Raw genomic sequence first — 13,194 nt, forward strand, 5'->3', positions numbered from 1 at the left:
CTTCAGACCACCCGGACAAGGGCACCTCTACCGACGACACGANCCCTCTACGGCTTGGTGGGGCGACGTACGAAACCGCAAGNCGANNCACNAACAGGAAGAAAGACCCACCAAGCCGGGAAACTCGACCACCGACCAACCCGAACGACACACCACCCCACCGACCCAGCAGAAGTCGTCCTCTGCGGCTTGGTGGTCTCCCCTCCTGTCAGTGCCCCACCCTGCGGCCACGTAACCCGCCCCACCAAGCCGAAAGTCCCCGGCCACCCGGCTCGAAGCCCGGACAGGGAGACTTCAGACCACCCGGCCCTCATCGGGAACCGTTGGTGTACGAGTTGCGTTGCCGGAGAGCACTCATCGCAGTTCAGGGGACCCAACGGATGCCGGGCGACGGCGAGTCCGCCGCCCGGTTCACGCTCATTCGACCGGGATCTTGATCCACGAGTCGAGGGGTTCGCCGTACATCATTCGACGACATGGAGTGCCCTCGGCCACGTGATGAGATCGATCTTGGACACATGGCGCCGAGCACTCCGCGATGATCCGATGTCGACACCGTCCGCGACCGACGTCTCCTGCCGGATCGATCGACGTCGCCGTCCGACGCGGACATGAGAAAGCCGGCACCGACATGGTCGGCACCGGCGTCATCGTCGTCGCGGTCGAGGCGGTGTGGGGATTCTCTTCCGTCGCAGCAGGAAACGAGGTTCCCACGCACCCCCTATGCGTCGAGCTTCTTCTCGTAGGCGGTCCAGGCGTCGACGGCGCGATAGCCGATCGCCTCGTTGATCGAGATCATGTGATCGTTGACCGCAGCGTTCCACGTGTGGACGTGCCGCACCTGGGGCCGATAGCGGAGCAACTGTCGATGGTTCTCGATCTTCAGGATCGTCCCGATGCGGTGGCCACGGTCATCCGGACCGACGATCGTGATGCCCTGCCAGGCGTCGTACTCCTCAGTCGAGTTGACCGCGATATCGGTCCAACCGGCGACGCGTCCGCTCTCGCTGTGCACGACCGCCGTATTGAGGCGCAACTGGCCCCTGACGAGGTTGTTGCGCTCGCGCTCGTTGACGCGGTCGGCGTCGACGCGTTGCGGTTCGATGTCCAAAGTGCCGGTCGGGGCGTCCTCAAGCAGCCGCCCGTCGAGGTAGGCGATGCCGTCGACGAGGTCCTCCGGAGTCCGGTTGATCCACTGCCGCAACTCATAGCCCTCGGCCTTCGACCAGGCGTCGGCGAGCAGTTCGTCGAGGTCGAACGGGCTGACGGCCTCGTGATCGCTGACGCGCCGCACCTCCGTCAGGCTGTCGACGAAGCCGGCGGACTCCGCGATCGCCTTCGCGAACTCCTGACGCGGCTGCCCGCCCCCGCCCGGCAACGGCCCCGCGACGTAGATGTGCAGGCTCCGGCGGTCGTTCTCGCGAGCGACCCGTTCCACTTCGCGATAGAGCGCCGTGCCGACGCCTCGGCGGCGATGGTCGGGATGCACTTCCAACTCGAACTCGGCCATGTGCAGGTTGTCCAGCAACGGCATGGAGACCTCGGTGGAGCCGACGACCTTGTCGTCGATCATCGCGACCAGGTGTACCTGCTTCATGCTCGACGACTTACGTGTCAGTTGAACCACCCGGGACGCACGAGAGAACAGCGGGAACCCGGGCAGGGAAGCGGTGATCGAGGCGTCGAAGCAGTCGAGCCACTGATCGACCATCTCGCTGTCCAGCGGGTTGAGAGGTCTGATGTCGATTTCCGTCATGACCGCAGTCTGACGACCGACCGGCGCCCACGCCAGCAATTTAGCGAGGGCCTGAGGCCACCGTCACGGGTGGCTCGGGTCGGTCGTTCATCTGGCCGACCGGGTCGTTCGCGGGCGCCGCGTCGTCCCGGTTCGGGTGAGGCGAGGATCACGCCGACTGGGCACGATGGGCGATGGGCGATGGGCGACACGATCATCGTGGTCCCCACCGAGAGGATTGTGGACATCAGCAGCTACGCCGAGCATCGCGACCCGGCGTGGTCCGCGTGCTCACTATCAACCGCGTGGGTCGTCACCCCAGACGACAGAGACGCCCGCGTACCGGGTGGCACGCGGGCGGTTCGGCGACGCGGCCGACGGCGTCCTGACGCCGTCACGGTCGATCTGCCGACGGGTCGACTTCTAACTTCCGATGCGCGGGAACGGCGCGGTGGCGAAGACGACCTCCACCTCGACCTCGAAGAACTCCGCGATCCGCAGGGCGAGATACAGACTCGGGCTGTACTCGCCCCGCTCCAGGTATCCGATCGTCTGGTAGTGCACGCTCAGCGCTTCGGCCAGTTGTCGGCGCGTGATCCCACGTTCGACCCGCAGCATCGCGATCCGGTTGTAGATGACCTCCGAACTCAACGGTCACAGTCCTTTCGACGAAACACAGGGGATGGTCGACGCGTTGGTCTGCTCGAGATCCGGGACGGGATTCTCGAACACGACCTACGGCATGTTCTCCATCATTTTCGCCCGGCGGGCGGCCACGGACGATCCGGACTCACGCCGTGCCATACGGCGCAGCATGACCGGCGCCAATCCGAGACCGAGTATCGCCCAGACCCCGAGGACCAGGAAGGTTTCGGCCGACCGCCACGATCCCGCGACCTCCACAGCGGACATCGCGTCGGGCAGCATCGCCGATCGCATGCCGAGCCCAAGCCAGTAGATCGGGAAGACCTGCCCGATCCATTGCAGCCAACCGGGAAGCGCCGCGATCGGGTAGAAGATGCCGGAGATGGCGATCAGGCCCATCATCGGCAGCATCGCCAGACCCATGTTGCGCGGGTTGGAGATCGTGGCACCGAGGACGGCACCGAGCGGCATCGTCGCGAGTAGACCGACGATGACGACGAGCAGCAGCGTCACCCAGGAACCGACCGACGCCAAGGCGACGTTGTCGAAGATCAACAGGCCGGGGACCATGACGATCACGGTCGACACGAACGCCCACGCCGACGTCGACAGGGTCACGCCGAGCAGGTACGCCGTCATTCCACCCGGGATCGCCTTGGCGCGCAACAGGGTTCCGTCGGTACGCTCCATGACGAGGACGCTGAGCATGCCCATGAGGCCGGAGAAGGCGATGTTCATGCCGAGGAGACTCGGCAACATCATCGACCCGAGCGAGACCGGGCCGGCCCCGGCGACATCGGTGTCGCGCAGGAAGATCATGACGACCATCGCGATCAGCGACGGGAACAGCGAACCGAACATCTCCGACGGGCTCGTCAGGCTCTGCTTGACGAGGATGCCGCCCCGGTTGATCCCGGCCCGAATCGGAGTCCAATCGAGATTCATCGGGTTACCTCCTCGAACGCGCGAACGGCCGATTCGACTTTGCCGGCCTCGAACTGCTGAACCATGTTCATGTACGTCTCTTCCAAGGTGGCTCGGCGAACCTCCAGGTCCTCCAAGTCCGCTCCGTGCTGCGCGAAGAGTTCGCGCACGTATGTGGTGGGTTCCAGGGTCGAATGAATGAGGCGTTTCCCGTTGACGGTCCACCGGACTTCAGCCTCAGTGGACATTCGTCGGGAGAGTTCTTCGGCGGAACCGTCCGCGATGATGCGTCCACCCGCCAGGATGAGGATCCGGTCCGCGAGCTTCTCGGCCTCGTCCAGGTCGTGCGTCGTCAGCAGGATCGTGGTGGAATCCATGTCCGACAGGCGATGCACCAGATCGTGGAACTCGCGCCTGGCGTGCGGGTCGAAGCCGACGGTGGGCTCGTCGAGGAACAACAGTTCCGGACGGCCGACGATGCCGATCGCGACGTCGAGTCGACGACGCTGCCCGCCGGACAGGCTGTTGACTCGCTTGTCGATGTGCTCCGTGAGGCCGACGACCTCGATGAGTTCATCGGTGTTCCACGGCCGCTCGATCCCTTCGCCGCCGTATGGGGCGTACAGCGAACCGAGGTGGTTGAGCAGCTCGCGAACCTTCCAGCGCCCGTGGTCGCGCCACGACTGCAGGACGATCCCGAACCGGGCGCGCCACGCCTCACGGCCGTGCGCGGGGTCGGTGTCGAGGACGCGAACGTGTCCGTCGGAACGCATCCGGAAGCCTTCGAGGATTTCGATCGTGGTGGTTTTGCCCGCGCCGTTGGGCCCGAGCAGTGCGATGACCTCGCCGGGTTTGGCGTTGAAGGTCACGCCGTTCAGGACGTCGTTGCTGCCGTATCGCATGCGCAAGTCGCGGACGTCGATCGCCAGGGCGGTGTCACCGGCCGGGGGCTGACCGACGGCATCCGGTTCCGTCATAGACCTTGCCCTTTCCATACAAGAACTAGAGAAATCGATAGTACATCTACTACATATCGAAGTATTATCGTGTATCGAGTGACGGTCACCACCACATGACGATGGGGGCGGCCCGTCGGGCCACCCCCATCCATGGATTCAGAGACTTAGATCAGTACCCGAGCTCCCGCAACGTCTCTTCGAAGTCGGTGGGATTCGTGAGGTCCTCCCCGTTGACGCGCACCAGGGGAACCCCGACGACCCCGCCGTCGAGTTTCTCCTTCGTCCGCGACTTAACCCAATCGACGTAGGTGTCATCGTTGACGCAGTTGTCGAAAGAGTTGGAGAGCCCCAGGTTCGTCCCGATCTCGATCAGGGTCGCGTTCTCCAGAGCCGACCCCTCGGCGGGCTGCTGGTCGAAGAGGGCTCCGGCGTAGGACTGGAACGCGTACTCGTCGGCCGCGCAGATCGCCGCCGCAGCAGCCCGCGACGAATACTCCTCGTTGCGCTGGTCGAGCACGCCGAGGGGGTGATAGACCACCTCGACGGCGTTGGCCTCCGTCGCGCTGGCGATGCGGTCGCCGAACTGCGACTCGAAGTCCTGGCACGGCGGGCAGCCGAAGTCCAGGAAGATCTCGACCTTCGTATCGCCCTTCCCGACGAGAATCCCGCCGTCGCGGGTCTCGGCGCGCGGCTCGCCCGACGCGGTCTTGTCCGAATCATCGCCGGTGCCGTCCGGGCTGGAGAGCTCGATGACACCCCACGCGCCGAGACCGAGGACGAGCACCACCGCCAGCGCGATGGCGATGATCGGGCCCGCCTTCGATCGCTGCGGAGGCGGCTGAGGCATCCACTGTGGCGGGCCACCGGGCTGCGGTCCGTGGTGCGGGGGCGGCTGTTGCGGGTAGGGGGCATGCGGAGCCTGCCGCGGGTACGGGCCCTGCGGCGTCTGTTGTGGGTGCTGCGGCATGTGATGGGCGGCCGGCGGCGCGTCCGGATAGCCCTGGTTCTCCTCCAGCACGTACTCAACCGGCTCGAACGGGGCATCGGTCGGCGGGTTGTGCTGCGGCCAACCGGGCCCGTCAGGGTAGCCGTGATCGGATGGACGTTGCGGATCACTCATGACGTCCCATCGTACCGACACTCCGCGACGTCCTGCTTCCTCGACGACTACAGCCTGCGTCAACGTCGACTCCTAGCGGTTCAGAGGTGCCCACCCGCCTCTGGAGGAACCGCTCAACGAGATCGCCCAGAACTGGTACCCGTTCACCGTCACGGTGCCCGAACGACGACCCCTCCGTCTGCTCCGCTTGGTTGGTTAAACGTCTCGCTTGGTTGGGCAAATGTTCGAATTAGGCGTGTTTTCGCAATTTGCCCAACCAAGCGAATCCCTGAGGTATCCACAACAGACGGATCATCGCGCGCCACCGGGTCGGCCAACGGGCGGCGCCGAAACAGAGTGTCCACTGTGTCATTGGATGCCACTCGAAGGGGCGGAAATGTTACGGTGGGGGATACCCCGACCCCGCCCGAGTGACGGAGCTCGAGGTTGTCTCGCCATCTCAGGTCGCGCGAGGCGAACCGGTGAACGTTCAGGCGAAGAAGCCCCGCATAACACGTGTGGTCGTACGCGGCTTCGACTCGGCCGCGACGTCCTGGGCCGCCACCGCCGATCCGCCCGATGACGGGGACGATCTCCAGGGTCGCCACCGCATGGAATGAGGACACGCATGAGCCGAGCCGCCTACCGGGAAGTGTTGCAGGCCATCTACACCGGTGATTTCAACCGGGCCGACCAGCTCAGTGACGCGCTCGGCGACGTCGCGTGGCGCGACTCGGGAATGCTCGTGGCCGCGGTCTTCAGCCTCGCCGTCAAGGGCCGCTTCACGGCCGATTCGAGCCCCGAGGCCATCCGCGACTTCGTCACCGACGCGACCACGGCCGTCTCGGACCCGGACGGCACCATGGGCGCCGTCATCAACGGGGTCGTGCGCGCGGCGCTCGGCGAGGAACACCTCCTCGACACGATCCCACCCGGAACGGGCATGCGCGTCCAGTTGACGCTGACCCGGAAGATCTTCGCCGACGCCGACGCCAGCGCCGACAGCATCGCCGGGATCCTCGATCAGGCGGAGCGGCTGCTCGACGAGGCGGAGCCCGACGCCGCATGAACAACGACGAAAGACGCGTCGTCGAAGCGGCCGTGACGACGATCGGGGCGCTCCCGATCATTCCCGAGCGAAGACTCGGCAACGCGCGGGTGCTTCGGCTGCTCGCGACCGCGACGACGATGGCGATCCTGCGTAAGTTCGAGGCGTTGCCGGACGGCGAGACGATCGCCGAGTTCGGCACCGCGTTGCGTTCCCGCTTCCCGGACGGCGCCCACCTCATCGACGACGACGCGTTGACCGCCATCATCCGTTCCGCGCACGGCTTCGACGACGCGCCGGAGGACACCGATCCGGCCCGGATTCGGCTGCTGTTGCGGCTCCTGCCCTATGCCCTGTGCAGCGAGAACGAGTCCACTCAAGACGAGTTGACGTCCTTCGTCGACGACATCCTGGCGGCGACCACCGCCTGACTCGGAATGCCGCGATCCCTTGATAAGACTCGTCGTCAAGGCAAGGGACACGACGACCTCCATGACCGTGACCGGTCATGCCCGCTCCCGGGAACGACCCCTGCTCATGACGGACCTCCCTGAACGACGGGCGGATATCGGGCACTGCGACGCCCCTACGTTCGTTCCTTGAGGACCTTCATCGTGAGGTGGGAGTCGATCTTGGCGATGCCGGGGAGGCTGAACATCTTCGTGACGAGGAACTGCTCGAAGGCGTCCTGATCGGCGACCGCGACGCGAATGAAGTAGTCGCGCAGCCCGAACATCCGCCGGAACTCCACGACCTCGTCGAAGGCCGCGACGGTCCGCTCGAAGCGGTCGACCGTCGCGCGGTCCATCGCGGCGATGTCCGCGTTGACGATGACCTCGAAACCCCGCCCCGTCCTCGCCGGGTCGATGATCGCCCGGTAACCGGTGATGACGCCGTCCGCTTCGAGACGCTGGACACGTCGCAGACACGGCGCCGGGGTCAACCCGACCCGGGCCGCCAGTTCCGTGTTCGACATCCGGCCATCGGCGCCGAGCTGCTCGATTATTGCCTTATCTATCGCATCCACTTATTGATTATTGCGTTGTACTGTCCCAGATCGCAAGAAGAAGCAATCATCGGAGATTCTCGCAGACATATCATTGCCGCATGATTGAGACGGTGTTGCCGGTCGTGGGACCGGCGAGGCGAGGCGCCCGCGCGTCCATCGCGGCCGCCGCCCGCGACACGGTGTCCGTCGGCTTCGCGCTCGCGCCGATCGGCGTCGCGTTCGGCCTGCTGCTCGTCCAGGCCGGTTTCGACTGGTGGTGGGCGCCGCTGTTCTCGACGCTCATCTACGCCGGTTCGCTCGAGTTCCTCGCGATCGGCCTCATCCTCGCCGTCACCCCGCTGGCCCAGATCGCGTTGACGACGTTCCTCGTCAACTTCCGGCACGTCTTCTACGCCCTGTCCTTCCCCCTGTCGACGATCACGGGTTTCGGCGCGAAGACCTACGCCATGTACGCGCTGACCGACGAGGCCTACGCCCTCACCGCGCCCATGCCGCGCGGCAGCCTGGACAAGACCCGCGTTCTCGCGATCCAGGTCTTCTGCCAGGCGTACTGGATCATCGGCGGGACCGCCGGGGCACTCCTCACGACAGTCCTACCTGGACAAATTATCGGCCTCGACTTCGCGCTGACCGCGCTGTTCGTCGTCCTCGCGATCGACGCCTATCGCGCCAAACGCGACATCCCGACGCCGATCATCGCCCTCGTCTCGGCGCTCCTCGCGCTCGCGATCAGCCACGAACACATGCTCATCATCGGCATGGGGCTCTTCGTCGCGGGCCTCGTCGCGCGATACCTCCTTACCCGCCGCGCGAGCGGCGCACCGACACCCGGCACGGGGGCCTGACATGCCGGACCCCGGATACATCCTCGCCTCGCTCGGGACGATCCTCGTCGTCACGTTCGCCCTCAGGGCCGTGCCTTTCGCGATCCTGAGCCGACTGCGCGACCGCCCGATCGTCGAATTCCTGAGTCTTCACATGCCCGTCGGAATCCTCATGATCCTGGTCGTCTACACCCTGCGCGACGTCGAGATCCTGGCCGGCGATCACGGTGCCCCCGAGGCGATCGCGCTCGCCTCGACCATCGGGGTACACCTGTGGCGACGCAACGCAGTCCTCAGCGTCATCGGCGGCACGATCCTCTACATCGGTCTACGTGCCCTGGTGTTCGACTGACCGCGTGAACTCAGCGTGGGCCGCGCAACTCGTCGAGACCACGCAGCGCCCGCGGCGCCGGATCCGGCAGCGGCCACTCGGTTCCCCGGCGATTCAGCCAGGCCACGGCGAAACCCGCGTTCGCCGCCGCCGTCACGTCCTCGACGGGATGATCGCCCACGTGCAGGATCCGCCCCGACGGAACCCCGAACAGGCCGCGAACATGGTGGTAGATCGCCGGATCGGGCTTGCGCAGACCACAATCCTGCGCCATGACGACGACCTCGAAGGCGTCCTCGATGCCCAGCTGGTCGGGGTAGGTGTTGCCGTTGCTGACGAGCGCCAACCGGAAATCGGCGCGCAACCGCGTGAGCGCGTCGGCCGCGTCCGGGTACAACCGCAACTCCGCCAACCGCGACGCCCGGTACACGCCCCACAGTTCGTCGACGAGGTCGTCCCGGTCGGGAGCGCAGACGTCGCGCATCGCCGCGAAGGACTCCCGCCGGATCGACGCCATCGGCGCGCCGCGCGACCGCGACGCCGCCTCCGTCCACAGTGAGTGCAGCCAGCGCGGAGTGACCGGCGATCCTCGCCGAGTGATGCCGGCGGCTTCGAGGTGCTCGGTCACCGCCGCCAAGGCGCCCCACATGGACGTCTCGAAATCCCACAACGTGTCGTCCCCGTCGAAACAGATCACGTCGATGCCGGACAGGTCCATCGCCACCTCGCCTACTCGTTCCGCTTGGTTGGGCAAAAGTTCCGCTTGGTTGGGCAAATTGCGAAAACACGCCTGATTTGGAAATTTACCCAACCAAGCCGTGCATTTGGCCAACCAAGCGGAGTGATCTGTCGGGCTCCCCGTCGGTTCGCTGGCGCCTCACGAGACACGTCGACTGATTCGGATCACGCGGCATCGACCCGGGCGGCACCACTCCGCGCCCGTGGGTCACCATCGACACGTGGTAGAAACTCGCTCCGACACCCCCGAACCGGGAGGGCTCACGCCGTCCGCCGAACCCACCGGCGGCACGGAAGCGCCCGCCCCGGGACCCGGGACCGGCCGCCCGAGCCCGACCCGGGGCCGGATCCTGCCGACCAGGACCGTCGCGGCGATCGTCGTCGGAAGCCTGCTCGTCGCCGTCGTCGTCGCGATCACCCTGTTGAACCTCGGCGGGGGTGTCATCACCGACGCGGCTCCCGGACTGCCGGCCCGCAGCCCCCTCGTCACCTGGCTCGTCCCCGCCCTGAAACTCGCGGCGGACCTGGCCGCCGTCGTCGTCCTCGGTTGCGCCGTCGCCGCCGCGTTCTTCGTCGACGGCGACGAGGGACGCATCGCGCCCCAGTCGTACCGCTGGCTGCGCGTCGCCGGATGGGCCGCGCTCGGCTGGGCCGTCATCGCGCTCGCGCAACTGCCCGTCAAACTCGCCGACACCTTCGCCACGGACCTGTCCACCATTGGACTAGGCGGAATCTGGAGCTACGTCACCGACACCGAGGACGGTTTCGCGCTCGCCCTGACGGCGGTGCTCGCTCTCGTCGCCGGAGCCGTCGCGTTGACGACGTTGAGCGTGTCCGGCGCCGCGTTCGCCACGGTCATCGCCGGAGCCGCCGCGCTCCCGGCCGTCTTCACCGGCCACTCCGCCGCCAGCGGCGACCACCAGATCGCCGTCGACTCGATGATCCTGCACGTCCTCGGCGCGCTCCTGTGGACGGGCGGACTGCTGGCGCTGTTGCTGGCGCGCCGCACCCGCGCCACCGCCGTCCGGCGATACTCACGGATCGCCGGAGTCGCGTTCGTCGCGGTCGCCGCCTCCGGAGCCGTCAACGCCGCCACCCGCGTGCCGAGCGTCGCCGATCTGACCGGCACCGACTACGGCCGGTTCGTCCTGATCAAGGTCGCCGCCCTGGTCCTGTTGGGCGGCTTCGGTTTCTGGCACCGGCGCTCGACCATCCCGGCGCTCGACGGCGGACGCGGGGGTGTCTTCGCGCGGCTCGCCGCCGTCGAGGTCGTCATCATGGCGGCGACGTTCGGGCTGGCCGTCGCGCTGTCACGGACGCCACCGCCGTCCGGCGAGGTCGTCGAGGAGACGGCCGCGACGACGCTGCTCGGCTTCCCCATGCCCGGGCCGCTCACGCCCCGCGCGCTGCTGTTCGACTGGTATCCGTCGGTGTTGGTGTGCGCCATGGCGATCGCCGCGATCGGCCTGTACCTCGCGGGGGTGCGGCGGCTGCGCCGACGGGGCGACTCCTGGCCGGTGAGTCGGACCCTGCTGTGGACTATCGGTTGGCTCCTCGCGGTGTTCGTGACGTCGTCGGGCGTCGGCCGGTACAGCATGGTCCTGTTCAGCGTCCACATGGCACAGCACATGACGTTGAACATGCTGATCCCCATCCTGCTCGTGTTGTCGGCGCCGATCACGCTCGCGTTGCGGGCGATCCCCCCGTCGAGCGGGCGCGGGCCGCGCGAATGGCTGTTGCTGCTGATCCACTCGCGGTTCGTCACGGCCGTCTCGCATCCGCTGATCGCGTTGGGGCTGTACGTGTTCAGCCTCTACATGATGTACTTCACGGGCCTGTTCGAGTGGGCGATGCGCGACCACGCCGGGCACCTGTTCATGGTCTTCCACTTCATGGCGGCCGGCGGCCTGTTCTTCTGGCTCATCATCGGGCCCGACCCGGCGCCGCGTCGACTCCCGTACCCGGCGAAAATCCTGCTGTTCTTCGTCTCGATCGTCTTCCACACGATCTTCGGGCTGACGATCATGCAGTCCAGCGACGTTATCGCCGGTGACTGGTACAACCTGCTCGTCCGGGACTGGGGTTCCACTCCGATCGAGGATCAGCGCGCCGGCGGCGGCATCGCCTGGGCGTTCGGCGAGATACCGAGCCTGCTCGTGTTGGGCGCGCTCATCTGGCAGTGGTCCCGCAGCGACGACCGCGAGGCCCGCCGTTTCGACCGCGCCGCCGACCGCGCCGAGGAGACCGGCAACACCGACGACGACCCGCTGGAGCAGTACAACGCCTACCTGGCGAAACTGGCCGAGGCCGACCGCAAGGCGGGCCTACGCGACTGACAGCCGCGCTTCCGTCACGGGCGGCGTCGAGCCGAAAGGACACACTGGACGGACTGGCGGCCTCCATTCGGGGCGGCCGGACCGCGATCGTCAGCCGTCAGCCCTGAAAGGTCTCAGCGCCGTACCCCTCGCCGCCGGGGCCGTCCGGGTATGGTCTTGTCCAATAGAGAACGCCATTGTCGGTACTGTCAGGGTCGTCGTCTTGGTGCACGCTCACGATCTCCCATCGGGCGAAGGGCGCACCGTCAGGCGGACGCAGGCCGTATGTCGACTCGGCGTAGCGGGCCAGCGCTCTCGCCGACATCGAGTGCTCGACCTGTCGTAGGTCGGCCAGCACACTCGGCTCGGCCGCCACGGAGGTGTCGAAGCGTTCCCATTCGTCCGTTATGAACTCGGATGGATCCGGCCCGAACCAGTACAGCACCCCATCCTCTTCATCGGTGGGGTAAGCGACTCCGATGTCCCAATACGCGTTCGGCGGAACGCTGGGGGGCCGCACGCCGAGACTGCGCGCGTACCTGCCCAGAGCATCGGACGACAGCGAATCCACTTTCGACCACAATTCCCGAAGAATCTCCGGATCCGCCTCAACCGGGCGGTCATATCCAAAGTCACTCACGCGATCGCCTCTCCTGTGCCTTCGATCCGACGAACCCGGGTACCGCGTTGGTTGACGACGTGAACATAGTCCTCCGTGCCTTCCGGAACCAGCGCCGGGAAGTTCTCCGTGCAGCGCTTCGGATGTGGTTCGTACGGTGGAGTATCGGGAGGACGTCCGCACATAGGGGTGTTCAAGTAGAACGCGAACGGCCCGGTGTGACCGGCTTTCACGGCATCGCGGATCTGCTCCCCAGCGTCACGTTCGACATGCCATGTCGTCGTGTAACACTCGTCCGACCGCCACGGTTCCCGCAGATCCTCGCACGCGGGAGCTCCATTCGGATGGTGTGGGCGCGGTGGCTCGTCGGTCATCCGTCGACCATTCCCGTCATACACATGAGCCCTCGCGCTTATGGCGCTCTTCCGCCAACTGCTCCGGGGCCAGCCGACACGTCGCATTTCCCGCTCGGCCTCAGGATGTGGACGCCTCGGGCTGAAACCCGGCAGCGGTGGCGCCCAGCGCTTGGACACGTCCGACCTCGCGTCGGACGCCTCGCCGCTCTCCGTCGGCGAGGTGGGGCCCGAGGCGGTCGGGGTTGGCCCTAACTTGCCCGCGTTGAGCTGTTCGGCCCAGCCGTACGCTTCCACGAGCTTCGCCTCCACTTGGGACTGCATGCCGATCGCCTCGTCCAATGCGCCCCGGATCGTCGCCACCAAGGCGAGCTTGTCCGCGCCACCCGCGATCTGGAACGCGCTGTCGGCGGATTCGGCGGCCGACGTCGCCGCGCTGATCACCGCGGTGGACTCCCGCGACTGCGCCTCGGCCGACGAGACCGCCGTCAACAGTTCCTCAGCAGCACTCGACATCCGTTGTCTCCTCTGGGTTGTGGCCGGACTTCATTATGACCGACCGTGAGGTCGCGCGACCGACTCATGGTCTAGGGAA

General features: G+C 66.6%; 15 protein-coding genes. 6 read left to right on the plus strand and 9 right to left on the minus strand.

Going from position 1 to position 13,194, the window contains the following annotated elements; all coding sequences use genetic code 11:
• Nucleotides 1-721 precede the first annotated feature (721 nt).
• From ACM9NP_RS19420 to ACM9NP_RS19440, 5 genes are all read right to left on the minus strand, one after another.
• Nucleotides 722-1,756 carry a GNAT family N-acetyltransferase gene (locus ACM9NP_RS19420; RefSeq protein ID WP_415648171.1) on the minus strand — a complete coding sequence of 345 codons (1,035 nt, stop codon included), beginning with the start codon at nt 1,754-1,756 and terminating at the stop codon, nt 722-724.
• Between the two features lie 402 nt (nt 1,757-2,158).
• Nucleotides 2,159-2,353 carry a helix-turn-helix transcriptional regulator gene (locus ACM9NP_RS19425; protein ID WP_415648198.1) on the minus strand — a complete coding sequence of 65 codons (195 nt, stop codon included), beginning with the start codon at nt 2,351-2,353 and terminating at the stop codon, nt 2,159-2,161.
• A 117-nt stretch (nt 2,354-2,470) separates the two neighbouring features.
• Nucleotides 2,471-3,325 (minus strand): ABC transporter permease, encoded by an 855-nt coding sequence (locus tag ACM9NP_RS19430; protein ID WP_415648172.1) that lies wholly within the window; start codon nt 3,323-3,325, stop codon nt 2,471-2,473.
• Entirely contained in the window at nt 3,322-4,281 is a 960-nt protein-coding gene (locus ACM9NP_RS19435; RefSeq protein WP_415648173.1) for an ABC transporter ATP-binding protein, read from the minus strand. Before ACM9NP_RS19435 ends, ACM9NP_RS19430 begins: the two co-directional genes overlap by 4 nt.
• A 151-nt stretch (nt 4,282-4,432) precedes the next feature.
• Nucleotides 4,433-5,383, minus strand: a complete 951-nt coding sequence (locus ACM9NP_RS19440) for a DsbA family protein (RefSeq protein ID WP_415648174.1) — start codon at nt 5,381-5,383, stop codon at nt 4,433-4,435.
• Between the two features lie 461 nt (nt 5,384-5,844).
• Here ACM9NP_RS19440 and ACM9NP_RS19445 point away from each other — a divergent pair, with 461 nt between their 5' ends.
• Genes ACM9NP_RS19445 through ACM9NP_RS19455 form a run of 3 tightly spaced genes read left to right on the plus strand, consistent with a single transcriptional unit; the run spans nt 5,845 to nt 6,841 of the window.
• A complete protein-coding gene (locus tag ACM9NP_RS19445; protein ID WP_415648175.1) occupies nt 5,845-5,982 on the plus strand; it encodes a hypothetical protein in 138 nt (45 codons plus the stop codon).
• An 8-nt stretch (nt 5,983-5,990) separates the two neighbouring features.
• Nucleotides 5,991-6,431 carry a hypothetical protein gene (locus tag ACM9NP_RS19450; protein ID WP_415648176.1) on the plus strand — a complete coding sequence of 147 codons (441 nt, stop codon included), beginning with the start codon at nt 5,991-5,993 and terminating at the stop codon, nt 6,429-6,431.
• Nucleotides 6,428-6,841, plus strand: coding sequence for a hypothetical protein (locus tag ACM9NP_RS19455; RefSeq protein WP_415648177.1), 414 nt, complete (start codon nt 6,428-6,430; stop codon nt 6,839-6,841). The genes ACM9NP_RS19450 and ACM9NP_RS19455 overlap by 4 nt, the downstream gene beginning before the upstream one ends.
• A gap of 155 nt (nt 6,842-6,996) precedes the next feature.
• Here ACM9NP_RS19455 and ACM9NP_RS19460 read toward each other — a convergent pair whose 3' ends face one another.
• A complete protein-coding gene (locus ACM9NP_RS19460) occupies nt 6,997-7,437 on the minus strand; it encodes an Lrp/AsnC family transcriptional regulator (RefSeq protein WP_415648178.1) in 441 nt (146 codons plus the stop codon).
• A gap of 80 nt (nt 7,438-7,517) precedes the next feature.
• Between ACM9NP_RS19460 and ACM9NP_RS19465 the strand changes: the two genes are divergently transcribed.
• A complete protein-coding gene (locus tag ACM9NP_RS19465; RefSeq protein WP_415648179.1) occupies nt 7,518-8,264 on the plus strand; it encodes an AzlC family ABC transporter permease in 747 nt (248 codons plus the stop codon).
• A gap of 1 nt (nt 8,265) precedes the next feature.
• Nucleotides 8,266-8,595, plus strand: coding sequence for a branched-chain amino acid transporter permease (locus tag ACM9NP_RS19470; protein WP_415648180.1), 330 nt, complete (start codon nt 8,266-8,268; stop codon nt 8,593-8,595).
• Between the two features lie 10 nt (nt 8,596-8,605).
• Here ACM9NP_RS19470 and ACM9NP_RS19475 read toward each other — a convergent pair whose 3' ends face one another.
• A complete protein-coding gene (locus tag ACM9NP_RS19475; protein ID WP_415648199.1) occupies nt 8,606-9,292 on the minus strand; it encodes an HAD family hydrolase in 687 nt (228 codons plus the stop codon).
• A 367-nt stretch (nt 9,293-9,659) separates the two neighbouring features.
• Between ACM9NP_RS19475 and ACM9NP_RS19480 the strand changes: the two genes are divergently transcribed.
• Nucleotides 9,660-11,648, plus strand: coding sequence for a cytochrome c oxidase assembly protein (locus ACM9NP_RS19480; RefSeq protein ID WP_415648200.1), 1,989 nt, complete (start codon nt 9,660-9,662; stop codon nt 11,646-11,648).
• Nucleotides 11,649-11,745: 97 nt separating this feature from the next.
• Here the strand turns inward: ACM9NP_RS19480 and ACM9NP_RS19485 are convergent, their stop codons facing one another.
• Both ACM9NP_RS19485 and ACM9NP_RS19490 read right to left on the minus strand, forming a co-directional pair.
• Nucleotides 11,746-12,267, minus strand: a complete 522-nt coding sequence (locus ACM9NP_RS19485; RefSeq protein ID WP_415648181.1) for a hypothetical protein — start codon at nt 12,265-12,267, stop codon at nt 11,746-11,748.
• Entirely contained in the window at nt 12,264-13,115 is an 852-nt protein-coding gene (locus ACM9NP_RS19490) for a DddA-like double-stranded DNA deaminase toxin (RefSeq protein ID WP_415648182.1), read from the minus strand. The genes ACM9NP_RS19485 and ACM9NP_RS19490 overlap by 4 nt, the downstream gene beginning before the upstream one ends.
• Nucleotides 13,116-13,194 lie beyond the last annotated feature (79 nt).

The organism is Stackebrandtia soli, assembly GCF_965137155.1.
Taxonomy (GTDB): domain Bacteria; phylum Actinomycetota; class Actinomycetes; order Mycobacteriales; family Micromonosporaceae; genus Stackebrandtia; species Stackebrandtia soli.

What these genes read in the sequence shown, in the direction of transcription:
- ACM9NP_RS19455 (WP_415648177.1), top strand. Translation starts at nt 6,428, where the DNA reads ATGAACAACGACGAAAGACGCGTCGTCGAAGCGGCCGTGACGACGATC.
- ACM9NP_RS19440 (WP_415648174.1), bottom strand. Translation starts at nt 5,383, where the DNA reads ATGAGTGATCCGCAACGTCCATCCGATCACGGCTACCCTGACGGGCCC.
- ACM9NP_RS19465 (WP_415648179.1), top strand. Translation starts at nt 7,518, where the DNA reads ATGATTGAGACGGTGTTGCCGGTCGTGGGACCGGCGAGGCGAGGCGCC.
- ACM9NP_RS19425 (WP_415648198.1), bottom strand. Translation starts at nt 2,353, where the DNA reads ATGCTGCGGGTCGAACGTGGGATCACGCGCCGACAACTGGCCGAAGCG.
- ACM9NP_RS19430 (WP_415648172.1), bottom strand. Translation starts at nt 3,325, where the DNA reads ATGAATCTCGATTGGACTCCGATTCGGGCCGGGATCAACCGGGGCGGC.
- ACM9NP_RS19470 (WP_415648180.1), top strand. Translation starts at nt 8,266, where the DNA reads ATGCCGGACCCCGGATACATCCTCGCCTCGCTCGGGACGATCCTCGTC.
- ACM9NP_RS19490 (WP_415648182.1), bottom strand. Translation starts at nt 13,115, where the DNA reads ATGTCGAGTGCTGCTGAGGAACTGTTGACGGCGGTCTCGTCGGCCGAG.
- ACM9NP_RS19420 (WP_415648171.1), bottom strand. Translation starts at nt 1,756, where the DNA reads ATGACGGAAATCGACATCAGACCTCTCAACCCGCTGGACAGCGAGATG.
- ACM9NP_RS19475 (WP_415648199.1), bottom strand. Translation starts at nt 9,292, where the DNA reads ATGGACCTGTCCGGCATCGACGTGATCTGTTTCGACGGGGACGACACG.
- ACM9NP_RS19450 (WP_415648176.1), top strand. Translation starts at nt 5,991, where the DNA reads ATGAGCCGAGCCGCCTACCGGGAAGTGTTGCAGGCCATCTACACCGGT.
- ACM9NP_RS19435 (WP_415648173.1), bottom strand. Translation starts at nt 4,281, where the DNA reads ATGACGGAACCGGATGCCGTCGGTCAGCCCCCGGCCGGTGACACCGCC.